Source organism: Allobosea sp. TAF32 (genome assembly GCF_052113585.1).
Lineage (GTDB): Bacteria > Pseudomonadota > Alphaproteobacteria > Rhizobiales > Beijerinckiaceae > Allobosea.
In genome coordinates, this window is record NZ_JBFRDM010000005.1 from 157016 (window position 1) to 173280 (window position 16265).

15 protein-coding genes are annotated in these 16265 nt (G+C 66.0%); 5 read left to right on the plus strand and 10 right to left on the minus strand.

What is annotated here, in order from left to right:
* Positions 1-5: 5 nt before the first annotated feature.
* Both AB4Z16_RS12515 and AB4Z16_RS12520 read right to left on the minus strand, forming a co-directional pair.
* Complete coding sequence (locus AB4Z16_RS12515; protein ID WP_441511675.1) at positions 6-953, minus strand: N-carbamoyl-D-amino-acid hydrolase; 948 nt, start codon at positions 951-953, stop codon at positions 6-8.
* Positions 954-1295: 342 nt separating this feature from the next.
* Entirely contained in the window at positions 1296-2534 is a 1239-nt protein-coding gene (locus AB4Z16_RS12520; protein ID WP_441511676.1) for an MFS transporter, read from the minus strand.
* Positions 2535-2870: 336 nt separating this feature from the next.
* On the opposite strand from AB4Z16_RS12520, the gene AB4Z16_RS12525 reads away from it, so the two are divergent.
* Together AB4Z16_RS12525 and AB4Z16_RS12530 are read left to right on the plus strand one after the other, a co-directional pair.
* Entirely contained in the window at positions 2871-3584 is a 714-nt protein-coding gene (locus AB4Z16_RS12525) for an orotate phosphoribosyltransferase (protein WP_441511677.1), read from the plus strand.
* A gap of 4 nt (positions 3585-3588) precedes the next feature.
* On the plus strand, positions 3589-4224 hold the full coding sequence (locus AB4Z16_RS12530) for a TIGR00725 family protein (RefSeq protein WP_441511678.1): 636 nt from the start codon (positions 3589-3591) through the stop codon (positions 4222-4224).
* 11 nt (positions 4225-4235) lie between these two features.
* Here AB4Z16_RS12530 and AB4Z16_RS12535 read toward each other — a convergent pair whose 3' ends face one another.
* The gene (locus AB4Z16_RS12535; RefSeq protein WP_441511679.1) at positions 4236-4748 is read right to left on the minus strand and encodes a MarR family winged helix-turn-helix transcriptional regulator; all 513 of its coding nucleotides are present in this window, start codon (positions 4746-4748) and stop codon (positions 4236-4238) included.
* Positions 4749-4793: 45 nt separating this feature from the next.
* Here AB4Z16_RS12535 and AB4Z16_RS12540 point away from each other — a divergent pair, with 45 nt between their 5' ends.
* Positions 4794-5678, plus strand: a complete 885-nt coding sequence (locus tag AB4Z16_RS12540; protein WP_441511680.1) for an alpha/beta hydrolase — start codon at positions 4794-4796, stop codon at positions 5676-5678.
* Positions 5679-5773: 95 nt separating this feature from the next.
* On the opposite strand, the gene hemH is transcribed toward AB4Z16_RS12540, so the two are convergent.
* Positions 5774-6838 carry a ferrochelatase gene (gene hemH, locus AB4Z16_RS12545; protein WP_441511681.1) on the minus strand — a complete coding sequence of 355 codons (1065 nt, stop codon included), beginning with the start codon at positions 6836-6838 and terminating at the stop codon, positions 5774-5776.
* Between the two features lie 184 nt (positions 6839-7022).
* On the opposite strand from hemH, the gene AB4Z16_RS12550 reads away from it, so the two are divergent.
* Positions 7023-8543: a bifunctional metallophosphatase/5'-nucleotidase gene (locus tag AB4Z16_RS12550; RefSeq protein WP_441511682.1), complete on the plus strand. Its 1521-nt coding sequence runs from the start codon at positions 7023-7025 to the stop codon at positions 8541-8543.
* On the plus strand, positions 8540-9238 hold the full coding sequence (ung, locus tag AB4Z16_RS12555) for a uracil-DNA glycosylase (RefSeq protein WP_441511683.1): 699 nt from the start codon (positions 8540-8542) through the stop codon (positions 9236-9238). The genes AB4Z16_RS12550 and ung overlap by 4 nt, the downstream gene beginning before the upstream one ends.
* A gap of 115 nt (positions 9239-9353) precedes the next feature.
* Here the strand turns inward: ung and AB4Z16_RS12560 are convergent, their stop codons facing one another.
* From AB4Z16_RS12560 to AB4Z16_RS12585, 6 genes are all read right to left on the minus strand, one after another.
* Positions 9354-10586, minus strand: coding sequence for a phenylacetate--CoA ligase family protein (locus AB4Z16_RS12560; protein WP_441511684.1), 1233 nt, complete (start codon positions 10584-10586; stop codon positions 9354-9356).
* Between the two features lie 156 nt (positions 10587-10742).
* The gene (locus AB4Z16_RS12565) at positions 10743-11588 is read right to left on the minus strand and encodes an ABC transporter ATP-binding protein (protein ID WP_441511685.1); all 846 of its coding nucleotides are present in this window, start codon (positions 11586-11588) and stop codon (positions 10743-10745) included.
* Between the two features lie 67 nt (positions 11589-11655).
* Positions 11656-12987: an ABC transporter substrate-binding protein gene (locus AB4Z16_RS12570; RefSeq protein WP_441511686.1), complete on the minus strand. Its 1332-nt coding sequence runs from the start codon at positions 12985-12987 to the stop codon at positions 11656-11658.
* A 104-nt stretch (positions 12988-13091) separates the two neighbouring features.
* Positions 13092-14171 (minus strand): branched-chain amino acid ABC transporter permease, encoded by a 1080-nt coding sequence (locus tag AB4Z16_RS12575; protein ID WP_441511687.1) that lies wholly within the window; start codon positions 14169-14171, stop codon positions 13092-13094.
* 13 nt (positions 14172-14184) lie between these two features.
* Entirely contained in the window at positions 14185-15099 is a 915-nt protein-coding gene (locus AB4Z16_RS12580) for a branched-chain amino acid ABC transporter permease (RefSeq protein WP_441511864.1), read from the minus strand.
* A 364-nt stretch (positions 15100-15463) separates the two neighbouring features.
* Positions 15464-16264 (minus strand): ABC transporter ATP-binding protein, encoded by an 801-nt coding sequence (locus AB4Z16_RS12585; RefSeq protein WP_441511865.1) that lies wholly within the window; start codon positions 16262-16264, stop codon positions 15464-15466.
* Position 16265: the final 1 nt, after the last annotated feature.

Consider the following 16265-nt stretch of genomic DNA (forward strand, 5'->3'; position numbering starts at 1 on the left):
AGCGCTCAGGCGCTCTCCGGCTTTCCGAGCGGAGCGCCGACGCCGGTGCGCTCGGTGAGCAGGCCGTAATGCTCGACGCGGCGATGCCTAGAGAAGTCGAAGATCGTCGCCTTGCCGAAACGGGTGTCGTCGAGGTCGCAAGGGTGGACGAGCACGCCATCCTCCTCATGGTCGATCTCGCCGACGATCTTGCCGTCGGGCGCCGCGATCAGCGTGCCGCCGAAAAGACGGTGGCCATCCTCGTTGCCGGCCTTGGCGACGGCCACCACCCAGGTGGAGTTCTGGTAGGCGCCGGCCTGCACCGAGAGGCGGTGATGGAACAGGCGGTCGGCCGTCGTCTCATGGGGCGATTGCGAGTTGGCGGAGGGGGTGTTGTAGCCGAGAACGACCATCTCGACGCCTTGCAGACCCATGACGCGATAGGTCTCGGGCCAGCGCCGGTCGTTGCAGATCGCCATGCCCATGAGCCCGCCCTCGAACTCCCAGACCGGGAAGCCCAGATCGCCGGGCTCGAAATAGCGCTTCTCGAGATGCTGGTGTGCCCGCTCCGTGTCGAACTCGACATGGCCGGGAAGATGGATCTTCCGGTATTTGCCCACGATCCGGCCAGCGCGGTCGACGAGGATCGAGCTGTTGAAATGGCGCCCGTCGGGGGTGAGCTCGGCATAACCGAAGCTCATGGCCATGCCGAGCTCTTTCGCCTTGTCGAAGAGCGGCTGCGTCTCCGGGCCGGGCATGCTGCGCTCGAACCAGTGGTCGGCCTCGGCGCGATCCTCATGATACCAGCGCGGGAAGAAGGTGGTCAGCGCCAGCTCTGGGTAGACGATGAAGTTCGCGCCCTGGGTCCTGGCCGTCTCCATGAGAGCGATCATGCGGTCGACGACCTGCTTGCGGCTCTCGGCCCGCTGGATCGGGCCCAGCTGGGCGGCGGCGACTGTGACGATGCGTGACACGGTTCTTCCTGATCAGATGGTGCTTCGGGGCCGCCCGATCACGACCTCTTTCGAGATCAGCGTGCTGCGTCCGAGCATGCTTTCCACGAGCCCGCCCCTTCGGGGTTGCTGGGCCGTGTCAAAGCCTTAGATCGTTGGCTTCCATTCTTCATATGCTTTGTTCGCGATCAGCCATAATCGCGCGTTATGCTCCGCGCCACGGTCCAGCAGCGCGAGAAGGCGGGGCTCGATATCCTGGCGCGATGCCGGCTCGCCCGCCCTGGGTGCCGATATGTCGTGAAGCTGCTGGCGCGGAGGCCGCGCCGGCAGTTCGCGGACTGTGTCGTGTTGCGGCGGTCAGGCCTACAGCAGCTCTTCGCCGCGCCTCTCGGGGATGAGGAGCCACATGGCGAGGATGTCGAGGACGTAGAGGGTCGCGAGCAGCGCGATGGCGGTCTGGAAGCCATAGGCAGCCGCGATCGCGCCCACGATGACGGGGCCGAAGCCGCCGACGCCGCGACCGATGTTGAACAGCACGTTCTGGGCGGTGGCGCGGGCCGCCGTCGGGAACAGCTCGCTCATCAGCGCGCCGTAGCCGCCGAGCATGCCGTTAACGAAGAAGCCCATCACTGCGCCCGCGACGAGGAGCTGCATCGGGTCGGTCAGCCGGGAATAGACGATGACCATCACCGCAGCGCCCAGCATGTAGCCGAAGAAGGCCGGGCGCCGGCCGACCCGGTCGGCGATATGGCCGAAGGCGAAGATGCCGAGCGCCATGCCGGCGATGGTCACCGCCGTCCACAGCGCCGATTGGGTGAGGGCGAAGCCGAACCGCGTCGCGAGATAGTTCGGCAGCCAGATCATCACGCCGTAATAGCCGAAGTTCTGGACCGAGCAGAGGATCACCATGCCGATGCTGAGCTTGGTGGTCTCCCAGTCCTTGACCAGCAGGCGTAGCGCGGATTCCTTCGGGCGGTCCTTCGAGCGGGCGACGAAGACGTCGGGCTCGTGCAGCGAATGCCGGATGAAATAGGCCGCGATCGCCGGCAGGACGCCGATGGCAAACATGCCGCGCCAGCCGATGGTGGGCAGCAGCAGCGGGGTGACGAGGGCGGCCGCGAGGACGCCGACCTGCCAGCCGAGGCCGACATAGGAGGAGGCGCGCGCCCGCTTCGAGGCCGGCCAAGCTTCGGCGACGAGCGCCATGCCGATGCCGAATTCGCCGCCGAGCCCGAGGCCGGCGATGGTGCGGTAGACCAGCAGGTCCCAGTAGCCCTGGGCGAAGGCGCACAGGCCGGTGAAGACGGCGAAGAGGACGATGGTCCAGGTCAGGACACGGACGCGGCCGATCCGGTCCGAGAGCATGCCGAAACCGATGCCGCCAAGGACGGCGCCGACGAGCGTCGCCGTCACCAGAGAGGCGGCCTGGGCTTGGCTCAATTGCAGATCGGCCGAGATCGCCCTGAGCATGAAGCCGAGGATCAGGAGGTCGAAGCCATCCATCGCATAGCCGATGGCGGCGCCCCACAACGCCTTGCGCGCCTTGTCGTCCACCGTCGTCGGTGCCGACAGCGCGGCGGCCGATGCTGTCCGATCGCTCATGGTTCAAGGCCCCTCGTTTTCGCCCGGCCGAAAGGATGCTGAGCTGCAAGCCAGATCGAGGCGCGCTCACATGCGTGATGTCGGCTCGACATGTCACGCTGCCGGAGCCGGCGCAATAATTCGCCCCGAATCAGCCTGTGGATGTGCCGGGAAACATTCGCGTGTGTGGCTTTATCGACAGCGCGGCGCTGGCCCTGGCGCCATGGTGGAAATCGCGGGGCGGGGATTGACCTGCCGGGCGGGGGCGATCAGAAGGGGCCGTTTGCCAATTCGACCAGCCCCTGCGCCCTTGCCGTTCCCGGCGAGCGGCGTCGCTCAGCCCAAGGAAACCGCGCCATGCCCAATCTGTTCACCCCCACCGACCGGGCCGTGATCGCGCGCGAAGCGGCCAAGATGCTGCTCGAGATCAAGGCTGTGCACTTCTACAGCGACAAGCCCTTCTTCTTCACTTCCGGCTGGGCGAGCCCGGTCTATATCGACTGCCGCAAGATCATCTCCTACCCCCGTCTGCGCTCGACGCTGATCGATTTCGCCGCCACCACGATCGTGCGCGACATCGGCTACGAGTCGCTCGACACCATCGCCGGGGGCGAGACGGCCGGCATTCCCTTCGCCGCCTGGATCTCCGACCGCCTGGCACTGCCGATGCAGTATGTCCGCAAGAAGCCGAAGGGCTTCGGCCGCAATGCCCAGATCGAGGGCTCGGTCGTCGAGGGTGCGCGCACGCTGCTGGTCGAGGATCTCGCCACGGACGGGCGCAGCAAGGTCAATTTCGCCGAAGCGCTACGCAATGCCGGCGCCGATGTGCAGCATTGCTTCGTGCTGTTCTACTACGACATCTTCCCGAAGAGCCGCGAGCTGATGGCGGAGATCGGCGTGAACCTGCACTACCTCACCACCTGGTGGGATGTGCTGGCCGTCGCGAAGGACAGCGGCCATTTCGAGCCGAAGATCCTTGCCGAGGTCGAGAGCTTCCTCAACGACCCGGCGAGCTGGTCGTCCAAGCATGGCGGGATCTCCGCCTTCGGCGAAGAAAAGAAGCCGGCCTGAGCCGGTGCTTCACGACCCGCAGCTGCGTCTGGATGTCGAGAACGGACAGCTGCAGGACGGGCGCGGCCGGGTGTTCGATCCGGCGGCGCGGCGCTGGTGCGAAGCCCCGCTGGCTGCGCTGGGCGAGCCGGTGTCGGCCGCCAATGCCTTGCGCTGGCTTCAGCGTGAGAGCGGGATGGCTCTGCGCACGCCCGTCGCCGTGATCGGGACGCGCACGCCGACCGCTTCTCAGGCGGTTGCCGCCGAAACCTTGGGTCGGCTTCTCGCCGAGCACGGCGTCACCGTGCTGTGCGGCGGCCGCTCAGGTGTGATGGAGGAGGTCTGCCGCGGCGTCGCGCAGGCCGGCGGCCTCTCGATTGGCCTTTTGCCCGATGACGAGCCGGAGGCGGCCAATCCCTACGTCACGGTCCCGCTTGCCACCGGCATCGGCGTGGCGCGCAATGCGCTGATCGCCTGGGCGGCGTGTTGTCTGGTTGCGATCGGGGGCGGTTACGGAACGCTATCGGAGATCGCCTTCGCCTTGCAGTTCAAGCGGCCGGTCTTCCTGCTGGAAGGCGCGCCGACCGTCGACGGGGCGCTCGTCTGCTCCGATGCGGAGGCGGCGCTAGACGCTGTCGCGCGGGTGATCCTGGCAGTCTGAACGCCCTCCGTTCACGGCCTGTCGGGCCGGCCCGCTGCGGCGGCGCTGCGGGCTTCGAGCGCCTTGGCGACGCGGCGCATCGCCTCGCCGGCGGCATCGCACTCCTCGTCGCTGAGTACGGTCATCATCGCCTCGATCTCGGCGACGTGGATCGCCATCGCCTTGCGGGTCAGCGCTTCGCCTGCGGGTGTCAGCCAAAGTCGGCGCAGGCGCTTGTCGGCGTCGTCATTGCGCCGCTCGATCAACCCGCGCCGCTCCAGCACCGGCAGCAACATGCTCATCGCGCTGCGCCCGACGAGAAGCTTCTCGGCCAGCGCCTGCTGCGAGAGGCCGGGCGCGTGGAAGATGTTGGCGAGCACGTCGTAATGCGCGAGCTGGATGTCGAGCGGCGCAAGCGCCTCGGTGAAAACCTTCTCCCACAAGCTGTGAGCACGGGCGACGGAGACCCAGTTGCGGAAGCGCGGGAGATCCCAGGGCAGGATCTGCGACTCCGGCAAATCAGAAAGCGCTTGCTTTTTGTTCATGGCTGAACATATTCGTTCAGCGCTGAACAAGACAGGGTCCGTGCCATGACCGCTTCCGCCCTCCGTTACATGCGCCCGCTGGTCCGGGCCGCGAGCTTCGTGGCTCCTTCCGCGACCGGCCGGCTGGCTTTCCGCTTGTTCTGTACCCCGGCGAAGCCGTCGAAGCGAAACAGAAAATCGGGCGAACAGGCCACCGCGACGAGGCCCGGGCAAGCGAGCCGACGCGCGATTCCGTTCCCCTGCGGGAGCGTTCAGGCCTATGTCTTCGAGCCCGAGGCGGTCGTGCCGGCGGGCACGGTGCTGCTGGTCCATGGCTGGACGGGAGAGGCGGCCTCGATGACCGCTTTCATCGAACCGCTGCTGGCGGCGGGCTTCCGGGTCGTCGCCTTCGACTTGCCCGGCCATGGCGCCTCGACCGGGCGCGAGCTCAACATCCCGCTCGGTGTCGCGAGCCTTGCGGCCGTGGCACGGGTGTTCGGGCCGCTGCATGCAATCGTGACGCATTCCTTCGGCGGGGCGATCGCGCTTGCGGCATTGGCAGGCTCGGTGAGGGGACAGCCCGCGGTCAGCACCGGGCGGCTCGTGCTGATCGCCGCGCCGTCCTCGATCACCGAGATCACCCGGCAATTCGGCGCCGCGATCGGTCTCGGCAAGCGCGGGCAGGCGGCGCTGGAGCGGCGCATCCATGTCGTCGCCGGCAATCCGGTCGAGGTTTTCGAGGGGGCGCTGCAACTGGAGGCGATCGGGCTGCCGACCCTGGTGATCCACGACCGGCAGGATCGCGAACTCGGCTTTCATCATGCGCAGGCGCTTGCGGGAGCCGGAGCTTTCGTCACGCTGGAAGCGACGGATGGGCTCGGCCATCGCCGCATCCTGAAGGCGCGGCCGGTGGTTGAAAGCGTTGCGCGCTTCGTCGGAGCGGGGGGCTAGCGCATTCCCGCGAATTGCAGAAATGCGCTAGATCCTTGTTCTATCGCATTTTCTTCACGCGAACCGGTGCCCACTTGGCTTGAAAACGCTCTCGCTCAGAGCCAGCCCATCAGTTCGCGCTGGACGACCTCGGCGATGACGTCGACACCCTCGCGGGAGTCGTTGAGGCAGGGGAGATAGGCGAATTTCTCGCCGCCATTGTGCAGGAAGATCTCGCGGTTCTCGCCGTCGAGCTCTTCGAGCGTCTCCAGGCAGTCGGCCGAGAAACCGGGCGCGACGATCGCCATCGATTTCTTCCCGGCCTGGGCCAGCGCCTTCACCGTCTCGTCGGTATAGGGCTGCAGCCATTCGTCCGGGCCGAAGCGCGACTGGAAGGTCAGCGGGAATTGTTCCTCGGAGAGACCTAGCTCGGCGCGCAGCAGACGCCAGGTCTTGACGCATTGGCAGTAGTAGGGGTCGCCCTTCAGCAGGTACTCCTTCGGCATGCCGTGGAAGGAGCAGAGGATGACCTCCGGCTCGAAATCGAGCTTGGCGAGCGAGGCGCGCATCGAGCGGGCGAGCGCGCCGATATAGACGGGGTCGTCATGGTAGGGCGGCGAGACGCGCACCGAGGGCTGCCAGCGCATCTGCATCAGCGCGCGAAAAGCCTGGTCGCAGGCCGTGGCCGAGGTCGGCGCGGCGTATTGCGGATAGAGCGGCACCAGCAGGATGCGGTCGCAGCCCTGGTCGAGCAGAGCCTTCAGCCGGCTCTTCACGTCGGGAAAGCCGTAGCGCATCGCCCAGTCGAAGACGACGCGGTCGCCGGCCAGCGGCTTCAGGCGCTCAGCGAGCTGCTCGGTCTGCGAGCGGGTGATGGTCTTGAGCGGGCCTTCGTTGCGCTCGTTGTTCCAGATCGAGGCGTAATCCTTGCCCTTGCGGCCCGGGCGCGTCGACAGGATGATCAGGTTGAGGATCGGCCACCATTTCCAGCGCGGCTCCTCGATGACACGCCGGTCCGACAGAAACTCCTTGAGATAGGCGCGCATCGGCCAGTAGCCGGTGCCTTCGGGCGTGCCGAGATTCATCAGCAGCACGCCGATGCGGCCGTAGCGCACCTTGGGATGGTCGGGCGGCAGGGAAGCGGCCTCGCGGCCGGGCGCCGCGGCGATGTCAGCAGTCATGAGCGCATGCTCTCCTTAGCCTCGTGATTTAGACGAGTTCGCGCTTTCGTCCAGCCTGGAAGCCTGTCGAAGAGCAAGATGCGACACTACCGACAACCGCTGTTCGGGCCGGTCTGCCCTCTGGTCACTGCGGCTGAACTCTTGCTAGTCTGGAGCCGTTCTTAAGACCTGAGGGGCGCCCGCCATGACAAAGCTCACCCGCCGCAAGGCTCTCGGCGTCCTGGCGGCGCCAGCGACGCTCGCCGCGACCGCCCCTGTGGCGATGGCGCAGCAACCGGCGCCGAGCTTCACGCTGCTGCTCGTCAACGACATCTACAAGATGAGCGACGACAAGGGGCGCGGCGGCTTCGCGCGCGCCTCCGGTATCGCCAAGGCCGAGCGGGCCAAAGGCGTGCCGGTGCTTTTCTGCCATGCCGGCGATTGCTACTCGCCCTCGCTGATGTCGGGCTTCGACCAAGGCGCGCATATCGTCGCGATGCAAAACAAGATGGGCATCGACGTCTTCGTGCCCGGCAACCATGAATTCGACTTCGGCAAGGAGAACTATCTCAAGCTGACGGCAGCCCAGACCTATCCGACCTTCGCCGCCAATCTGCGCGATGCCGGCGGCAACGTGCTGCCCCACCACAAGGATTCGCAGATCTTCGAGCTCGGCGGCATCAAGGTCGGCGTGATCGGCACGACCTTCGATCCGACGCCGCAGCTCTCCAACCCCGGCGACCTGAAATTTTCCTCGACGATGGAGGCGCTGCGCCGCGAGGCTAAAGCGCTGAAGGGGCAAGGCGCCGATATCCTCGTCGCCGTCGTCCATGCCGACCGGGCGATGGACTACGAGATCGTTCGCTCGCGGGTGGTCGACATCGTGCTGACCGGCCACGACCACGACCTCGCGATCGCCTATGACGGCAAGGTGGTGATGGTTGAGTCGAATGAGGAGGGCAATTACGTCACCGCCATCGACATCGCCGTCAGCGTCAAGGGCGAAGGCGCGGCGCGGCAGGTGTCGTGGACGCCGACCTTCCGCGTCAACGATTCCCGCTCGGCGACGCCTGATCCTGACGTCGCCGCCATCGTGAAGGGCTATGAGGGCGAGCTCTCGAAGGAGCTCGACGTCGACATCGCCACGCTGGCCGTCCCGCTGGATTCCCGCACCGGCGTCATCCGCACGCAGGAGACCGCGATCGGCAACCTGATCGCCGACGCCATCCGCGCCGCGACCGGCGCCCAGCTCGCCATCACCAACGCCGGCGGCATCCGGGCCAACAAGCAATATGCCGCCGGGCAGAAGCTGACCCGCCGCGACGTGCTGAGCGAACTGCCCTTCGGCAATGCCACGGTGATGGTCGAGATCACCGGCAAGGACGTAAAGGACGCGATCGAGAACGGCTTGCGCGACGCCCCGCAGGGTGCCGGACGCTTCCCGGTGGTGTCCGGCCTCACATTCGAGGCCGACCTGAAGCAGCCGCAGGGCGCGCGCGTCACCACGGTCATGGTCGACGGCAAGCCGATCGATCCCGCCGCCAAATATACGGTCGCATCGAACAACTTCATGCTGGAGGGCGGCGACGGCTACACGGCGCTCGGTCGTGGCCGGACGCTGCTCGGTCTCACCGACGGCAAGCTGATGGCCAATGAGGTGATGGTCTATGTGCGCCGGCTCGGCACGGTCGATGCCAAGATCGAGGGCCGGGCCGTCCTGAAGTGAGCTGCACCGAGGCGCTTGCGACCTTCCTGGCGAGCGGAGCGTCGAGGGGCTGGCGTGACCTGCCGGTCTTCGCTGCTGGCGGCGATGCGACGCGCGCCTGCGCGGCCGTCGATGCCGAACGGGCGACCGGGCATGTCGTCGCGCCGGCGCCGGAGCGGGTCTTCGCCGCGCTGGCGCTGACGCCGCTCGACGCGGTCCGCGCCGTCATCCTCGGACAGGACCCCTATCCGACGCCGGGCCATGCCAACGGGCTCGCCTTCTCCTATGTCGGCCCGCCGCCGCTGCCGCGCTCGCTCGTCAATATCTACAAGGAGCGGGCCGAGGATCTGGGCGAGCCCGCCCCTGCGGATGGCGATCTGACGCGCTGGGCCAAGCAGGGCGTGCTGCTGCTCAACACGGCGCTGACGGTACGGGAAGGGGCCAGCAAGGCCGGCTCGCACCTCTCGCTCGGCTGGGCGAAGATCACGGATGCGATGATCGCGGCCGTCTCGCGGGAGCGGCCCCATGCCGTCTTCCTGCTCTGGGGGGCGCCGGCGCAGTTGAAGCGACCGTTGATCGATGAGAGCCGGCATCTCGTCATTGCCAGCGCTCACCCTTCGCCGCTGTCGGCGCGGCGCGGCTTCTTCGGCTCCAAGCCGTTCAGCCGGACGAATGAGTGGCTGGAGGGGCGAGGCGAGCGGGCGATCCACTGGTGAATGGCGCCACCGTCATGCTCGGGCTTGACCCGAGCATCTCAGGACGGAGGGGCGCCTTATCCTGTAAGAGATTCTCGGGTCGAAGCTTTGCTTCGCCCGAGAATGACGGGGGAGTTCACCCCACCGGCCGTTCGTCAGCGATGACCTTGCCGTCGTTCGGCAGCGCGCCCAATGGCAAGATCTCGACCGCCCCCTTCAGCTTCGTCACTTGCTGCAAGGTTGAAGAGACCGCGTCGACGAAACCGGCCGGCTCGGCGTAGATCTCGGCCTTGAGGGTCATGGTATCGGTTTCGTTGGCGCGGCCGACGACGAGCCTGAGTTTGGCGATCTCGGCATGACGCTTGGCGATTTCGGCGACCTGTTCGGGGCGCACGAACATGCCCTTGATCTTGGCGGTCTGGTCGGCGCGGCCCATCCAGCCCCTGATACGGGTGTTGCTGCGCCCGCAGGAACTGAGCCCCGGCAGGACGGCTGTGAGATCGCCGACGGCGAGCCTGATCTGCGGGTGATGCGGGTCGAGATTGGTGATGACGACCTCGCCGACCTCCCCCTCGGGGACGGGATCGCCTGTGCCGGGGCGGACGATCTCGACGATCAGGTTCTCGTTCAGCACCATGCCCTCGCGGGCCGATGTCTCATAGGCGATGACTCCGACATCGGCGGTCGCGTAGAGCTGATAGGCGTCGATGCCGCGCGCTTTCACCCATGCCTGTAGCGAGGGCGGGAAGGCTGCACCGGAGACGACGGCGCGCTTGATCGAGGAGATGTCGACGCCGCGCGCATCCGCCGCCTCGATCAGGATCTTGAGGAAGTCCGGCGTGCCCAGATAGGCGCTTGGCCGATAGGCGGAGATCACCTCCATCTGCTGCTCGGTATTGCCGGGCCCCGCCGGGATCACGGCGCAGCCGATAGCGCGAGCGGCCGAGTCCATGATAAAGCCGCCGGGCGTCAGGTGATAGCTCAGCGTGTTCAGGACGATATCGCCCGGCCGGAAGCCGGCGGCATGGAGCCCGCGCGCGGCGTTCCAGGCGTCGCGGTCGGTCCCCTCCGGCTCGAAGATGGGGCCGGGCGAGGTGAAGAGACGGCCGAAGGAGCCTGTCGGGGCCGGGACGAAGCCGCCGAAGGGGAGCGCCTGCTTCTGAAGCGCCGGCAAGTCGGCCTTGCGCAAAACCGGCAGGCGCACCAGTGCCGAGCGGCTCGTTACGGAGGCGGGGTCGATGCCGTGCAGCCGCTCGGCATAGGCGGGGGCTTCGATGGCGGCGGCGATCAGCTTCGGCAGCCGCGCGAAGAGATCGGCCTCGCGCTCCCCGGGCGAGCGGGTTTCGAGCGCGTCGTAATGCTCGGTCATGGCGATGTCTCGTTCATAAGGGGAACAGCCCTCATCCTGGGGAGCAAGCGAAGCTTGCGTCTCGAAGGACGCTCCAGATGGTTCCGGAGCTTCCAGGAGCATCCTTCGAGACGCCGCTTCGCGGCTCCTCAGGATGAGGGCTTGCGGGATAAGCTCTCACGACAGCCAGCGCTTGCGACGCTTGTAGCTCTTCACCTCGCGGAAGGACTTCTTGTTGCCCTCGGCGACGCCCAGGTAGAACTCCTTCACATCCTCATTCTCGCGCAACATCCGGGCTTCGCCGTCCATGACGACGCGGCCGGTCTCCATGATGTAGCCATAGGTGGCGTAGCGCAGCGCCATGTTGGTGTTCTGCTCGGCGACGAGGAAGGAAACTCCTTCATCGGCATTGAGCCGGCGTACGATCTCGAAGATCTCCTCGACGATCTGGGGGGCGAGCCCCATCGAGGGCTCGTCGAGCAGGATCATCTTGGGGTTCGACATCATCGCCCGGCCGATGGCGCACATCTGCTGCTCACCGCCGGAGGTGTAGCCGGCCTGCGAGGTCCGGCGCTGCTTGAGGCGTGGGAACAGCGTGTAGATCTTCTCGAGGTCGTGCTTGATCGCGGCGTTGCCGTCGCGGCGGGTGAAGGCGCCGGTCAGCAGGTTTTCCTCGATCGAGAGATGGCCGAAGCAGTGCCGGCCTTCCATCACCTGGATACAGCCCCGTTTGACGAGCTCGTTGGGGGAGAGCTTGTCGACGCGCTCGCCGTCGAAGACGATCGAGCCCTTGGTGACCTCGCCGCGCTCGGCCTTCAGCAGGTTCGAGATCGCCTTCAGCGTCGTGGTCTTGCCGGCGCCGTTCGCGCCGAGGATCGCGACGATGCCGGCGCGCGGAACGGTGAGCGAGACGCCCTTCAGCACCAGCACGACATGGTCGTAGATGACCTCGATATTGTTGAGCGACAGGATCGTGTCGCTTGCGGTCGCTGCGGCTGGTTTCTCGAGGGTGGCGGTCGACATCGGCCTCTCCCGGCAATCGGCAAAAAGGGGTGCCGGCGGCGGGAGCCCGCCGCCGGCCGTCGTCAGATCAGGACGACTTCTCGCAGGACTCGGAACGCTTCGGCCAGTTGCCGGCCTTCTCGACATAGTCCTTGGCGTTGGTCTCGATCAGCGGACGGACCTCGTCCTTCATCGGCTCGACCCAGTCGCCGCCCTTGACCCACTTGGTGCCGTCCCACTGCGAGACGAACATCTTGCTGTGGCCGGAGTGGTCGGTGCAGGAGATTGTGGTCGGCGTGACGAAGCCGCCGAGACCGATCTCCTTCAGGCGGGCGTCGGTGAGGTTCAGGGATTCGAGACCGCGGCGCATGTCCTGCGCGTCGATCACCTTCTTGCCGGTGAGCTTCTGCGCGTTGCGGATGCCCTCGACCACGAGCATCGCGTTGTAGACGCCGCGGTTGTAGAGGGCCTCGCCGACCTTCTCCTTCGGTGTCGTGCTCTTGCCCTTGTCGACCACGAGTTTGAGGATGTCCTGCATCGCGGGTGCTTCGGTGCCGCTCAGCGTCCAGCTCAGCGACTTGTAGCCCTTGGCCTGCTCGCCGCCGGCACGCGCGTCGTCGTCGCCGCCGGCCCACCAGACGCCGACCATCTTGTTCATCGGGAAGTTGTTCTTGGCCGCTTCCTTGACCGCGGTGGGGTTCATTGCGCCCCAGCCCTGGTTGTAGAGGAAGTCCGGCCGGTCACGGCGGATCGAGAGCCAGAGCGAGCCCTGGTTCTGCATGTCGGCTGCCGCCACCGGATAGAGCTTGACCTCGAAGCCGTATTTCTTGGCGAGGTTCTCGAGCACCGGAATCGGCTCCTTGCCGAAGGGCGCATCGAGATGGATCAGGCCGAGCTTCTTGCCCTTGAGCTTGTCGAGGCCGCCGAGCTCGGCCGCCATGTGCTTCACCATGACGGAGGCGCCGTCCCAATAGGTGAAGGGCGGAATGAAGACCCAGGGGAAGTTCGTGCCATCGGCCGAGGCGGACAGGCCATAGGCCATCGACAGGATCGGGATCTTGTCGACATGGGCGCGCGGGATCGCGGCCAGCGTCGCGCCGGTCGACCAGGGCGAATAGACGATGGTGTTCTTCGCTTTCGCCTGCTCGTAGCACTCGATCGACTTCTTGGTGTCGTAGCCGGTCTCGCACTCCTCGTAGATGACCTTGACGCCGTTCACGCCGCCGTCACGCTCGTTGATCATCGTGATGTAGTCGCGCATGCCGTCGCCGATCGGGATGCCCGATCCGGAGAACGGGCCGGTGCGATAGGCGTTGTTGGCGAAGTAGACGCTGTCCTGCGCCGCGGCCGGAACGATTGTCCCGGCAGCGGAGAGTAGGGCGCCCAGAGCCGCCCCCTTCATCAGAATGCTGGTCTTCATGGACTTCCTCCGTTCGTTTCCTCCCGACCAGACTGATGCCGGATCGGTCTTTAAGCGCCGGCGCTTCAGCGTCGCCGGTCGTTTCTTGGGTCCGTCCCCGAGCCTCAGTAGGGGAAAGGCCACGTCCGCAATTTCTGCTTGCCGATCTGCCAGAGCCGGGCGAGGCCGTGCGGCTCGACGATCAGGAAGATTATGATCAGCGCGCCGACGAGCATGAAGGTGACGTGCTCGGCTGCCGCACCGCCGATCGGGACGCCGAGCGCCGGCAGGCCGAACTTCAGCGCGGTCGGCAGGATCGACAAGAAGGCCGCGCCGAAGAAGGAGCCGATCAGCGAGCCAAGGCCGCCGATGATGACCATGAACAGGATGTTGAACGAGAGGCGGATCGAGAAGACGTCCGCCGCTTCGCCGCCGCCGTACCAGAGGAAGATCATCATCGCCCCGGCGACGCCGCAGAAATATGAGGAGACCGCGAAGGCCATCAGCTTGGCGTTGAGCAGCTTGATGCCCATGAGCTCGGCGGCGATGTCCATGTCGCGCACGGCCATCCAGGAGCGTCCCAGCTTGCCATGAACGATGTTCGAGGCGAACCAGGTCAGCACGACGACGAGGCCGAGGCAGACGAAATAGCGCGTCTCGGGCGTGGCGGCCGCGCCGGTGAGCGGCAGGCCGAAGAGGGTGCGCTGCGGCACCTCGATCGCACCCGAGGCATTGTAGTTGAACAGCCAGGGAACACGGACGAAAGCCCATTGCAGGAAGAACTGCGCGGCGAGCGTGGCCACGGCCAAATAGAAGCCCTTGATGCGCAACGAGGGCAGGCCGAAGAGCACGCCGATGCCGGCCGAGAACAGCCCTGACAGCAGGATCAGGACGATGATGTTCACGTTCGGGAAGAAGGTGGTCAGCTTGTAGCAGGCATAGGCGCCGACACCCATGAAGGCGGCGGTGCCGAGCGAGATCAGCCCGGTATAGCCGGTGAGGATGTTGAGCCCGATCGCCGCAAGGGAGAGGACGAGGAAGGGGATCATCACCGAGGCGATGAAGAAGTCGCTGCCGAGGAAGGGGATCGCGACGAGAGCGATCGCCAGGATGACGGCGATGCCGATCCGGTCTTCCCGGAGCGGGAAGACGGCCATGTCGGCGGAATAGGTCGATTTGAACTGGCCGGCCTCACGGTAGAACATGTTGTCCGGCTCCTCAGATGCGTTCGATGATCTTGTCGCCGAACAGCCCCTGCGGCCTGAACAGCAGGAAGCCCAGCGCGATAAAATAGGCGAGCCAGCTCTCGATGCCGCCGCCGACCAGTGGGCCCCAGTAGAACTCGCCGAGCTTCTCGCCGATGCCGATGATCAGGCCGCCGACGATCGCGCCGGGGATGGAGGTGAAGCCGCCGAGGATCAGCACCGGCAGGGCCTTCAACGCGACGATCTCGAGCGCAAAGGAGACGTCCGAGCGCGCGCCCCACATGATGCCTGTGATCAGCGCGACGATGCCGGCGGTGAACCAGACGATCACCCAGATCTGGTTGAGCGAAATGCCGACCGAAAGCGCCGCCTTGTGGCTGTCGGCCACCGCGCGCAGGGCTCTTCCGATGCGGGTGTACTGGAAGAAGGCGGCCAGCAGCGCGATCATCAGCGAGGCGATGACCGCCGCGGCGATGTCGATCTTCTGCAGCGAGACCAGCCCGCCGAGAATCTGCAGGTCAATGGCGCCCTTGGGCAGGTAGAGCTGCTCGGCGATCATCTGCTTGGGATTGCCGCCGAAGAGGGCTTCGCCGAATCCGATCAGGAAATAGGTGATGCCGAAGGTCGCCATGAACAGGATGATGTCGGGCTGGTTGACCAGTGGACGCAGCACCACGCGCTCGATGGTGACGGCAAGCGCGAACATGACGCCGAGCGTGATGATGACGGCGAGGAAGGCCGGCACGCCCTTCTCGTAGAGGCCGACCAGCGTCAGCGCCGCAAACACCACCATGATACCCTGGGCGAAGTTGAACACGCCCGAGGCCTTGAAGATCAGCACGAAGCCGAGCGCGATCAGGGCATAGAGAACGCCGGAGACGAGCCCTTCCCAGATCGTCTGCACCAGCAGGTCGGGCGCCTGGACCATCTGCTGGAACGGGTCGACGAAGATCGCGTAGAGCGTGTTGGTGGAATCGAGCCGGACACCGAGAGCGAGCGCGGCGACGATGGCGGCGAGGATGAGCCCCAACTTGACCAGCGGGCTGGCGAGCAGGTTCGGCGCCGGGCGGGTGGCGATGTCGCTCATGGCCGAAACCTCTGATTGAAGGGCGCGGGGAACTCTTCTCCCGTCTGGGAGAAGAGCAGGGATGAGGGCCCGCCCTCGAAGTCGAAGGCCTTAGCGGTGCCGCCGCGCTTGCTGGATAGGCGGCAGGCCCTCACCCCTGCCCCTCTCCCATCCGGGAGAGGGGTTCCCCGCGCGTTTTCGTCGAAACGTTGCACCATCACAGCCATCAGTGCGCCACTCCCAGATAGGCGTCGATGACCTTCTGGTTCGCCTTGACCTCGTCGGGCGTGCCGTCGGCAATCTTGCGGCCGTATTCGAGCACGACGACGCGGTCGGACAGGTCCATCACGACCCCCATGTCATGCTCGATCAAAGCGATCGTCGTGCCGAACTGGTTGTTCACGTCGAGGATGAAGCGGCACATGTCCTCCTTCTCCTCGAGGTTCATGCCGGCCATCGGCTCGTCGAGCAGCAGCAACTCAGGCTCCATGGCGAGCGCACGGCCGAGCTCGACGCGCTTCTGCAGGCCGTAGGGCAATTTGCCGACCGGGAGCTTGCGGATGTGCTCGATCTGCAGGAAGTCGATGATGTCCTCGACGACACGGCGATGCGCGATCTCCTCCTGCATCGCCGGGCCGTGGCGCAGCGCCTGCCAGAAGAAACCCTTCTTCATCTTGAGGGTGCGGCCGGTCATGATGTTGTCGAGCGTCGACATGCCCTTGAACAGCGCGACGTTTTGGAAGGTGCGGGCGATGCCGCCAGCGGCGGCGCGATGCGGGCGCATCTTGGCGCGGCGCTCGCCCTTGAAGACGATCTGGCCCTCCTGCGGTTGGTAGAAGCCGTTGATGCAGTTGAGCATCGAGGTCTTGCCGGCGCCGTTGGGGCCGATGATGGCGCGGATCTCGCCCTTGCGGATGTCGAAGGAGACATCGGTGATCGCCTTCACGCCGCCGAAGCGCAGCGAGATGTTCTCGACCGAGAGCAGGACTTCGCCCTTGTCGCGGATGGGGGTGCCCGTCACGTTCATC

Bases quoted from the DNA above. Each gene is read 5' to 3' on its own strand.
- AB4Z16_RS12520 (WP_441511676.1), bottom strand. From the start codon at position 2,534: ATGAGCGATCGGACAGCATCGGCCGCCGCGCTGTCGGCACCGACGACG.
- AB4Z16_RS12525 (WP_441511677.1), top strand. From the start codon at position 2,871: ATGCCCAATCTGTTCACCCCCACCGACCGGGCCGTGATCGCGCGCGAA.
- AB4Z16_RS12535 (WP_441511679.1), bottom strand. From the start codon at position 4,748: ATGAACAAAAAGCAAGCGCTTTCTGATTTGCCGGAGTCGCAGATCCTG.
- AB4Z16_RS12540 (WP_441511680.1), top strand. From the start codon at position 4,794: ATGACCGCTTCCGCCCTCCGTTACATGCGCCCGCTGGTCCGGGCCGCG.
- hemH (WP_441511681.1), bottom strand. From the start codon at position 6,838: ATGACTGCTGACATCGCCGCGGCGCCCGGCCGCGAGGCCGCTTCCCTG.
- AB4Z16_RS12550 (WP_441511682.1), top strand. From the start codon at position 7,023: ATGACAAAGCTCACCCGCCGCAAGGCTCTCGGCGTCCTGGCGGCGCCA.
- AB4Z16_RS12560 (WP_441511684.1), bottom strand. From the start codon at position 10,586: ATGACCGAGCATTACGACGCGCTCGAAACCCGCTCGCCCGGGGAGCGC.
- AB4Z16_RS12565 (WP_441511685.1), bottom strand. From the start codon at position 11,588: ATGTCGACCGCCACCCTCGAGAAACCAGCCGCAGCGACCGCAAGCGAC.
- AB4Z16_RS12570 (WP_441511686.1), bottom strand. From the start codon at position 12,987: ATGAAGACCAGCATTCTGATGAAGGGGGCGGCTCTGGGCGCCCTACTC.
- AB4Z16_RS12575 (WP_441511687.1), bottom strand. From the start codon at position 14,171: ATGTTCTACCGTGAGGCCGGCCAGTTCAAATCGACCTATTCCGCCGAC.
- AB4Z16_RS12580 (WP_441511864.1), bottom strand. From the start codon at position 15,099: ATGGTCCAGGCGCCCGACCTGCTGGTGCAGACGATCTGGGAAGGGCTC.
- AB4Z16_RS12585 (WP_441511865.1), bottom strand. From the start codon at position 16,264: ATGAACGTGACGGGCACCCCCATCCGCGACAAGGGCGAAGTCCTGCTC.